This window comes from Actinospica durhamensis, from assembly GCF_018139695.1.
GTDB classification, from domain to species: domain Bacteria; phylum Actinomycetota; class Actinomycetes; order Streptomycetales; family Catenulisporaceae; genus Actinospica; species Actinospica durhamensis.
Map to the genome: position 1 here is coordinate 1 of NZ_JAGSOG010000733.1, position 458 is coordinate 458.

1 protein-coding gene is annotated in these 458 nt (G+C 69.7%); it reads right to left on the minus strand.

What is annotated here, in order from left to right; all coding sequences use genetic code 11:
• Nucleotides 1-106: 50S ribosomal protein L10 (gene rplJ, locus KDL01_RS45785; protein ID WP_212534275.1), on the minus strand; the 106-nt coding region annotated here is incomplete at its 3' end.
• Nucleotides 107-458: the final 352 nt, after the last annotated feature.

The window sequence follows — 458 nt, forward strand, 5'->3', positions numbered from 1 at the left end:
GCTGCGCCACGGTGAGACCGCGGTACTCGGTCAGCACGGCGGCGTTGGAGCTGCGGAACTTGTCCGTCAGCTCGGCAACCGCGGCAGCCTTGTCGGGCCTCGCCATAGAGCCTCGGCCTCCTTCCGGGTGATTCGGACCGCGCGGACCCGAAGGAGGACTGGGGAAAACGAAACGCCCCGGGCGCAGGCGCACGGGGCGAGGCTCGACCGGTTTCTCGCACGCGCTCGGCGGCGAATTCCGGGAGCTCTTCCACAGTCACCTGCGCGGGTCGTCCGCAGTTCAGCGGATCCTTCGGCCACCGCGCCCTCTTGCGAGCGCACGGCAACGACCAGCGGTCTTTGGCTTCCGTGGAAGGGTACGGGAACGGATCGGCGTCAGGCAAATCGGCCGAGCGGGTGCCCCGGGAGCGTCAGGAGTCGAGACCGGCCTCGGGGTCCTCCTCCAGACCCTCCAGCTC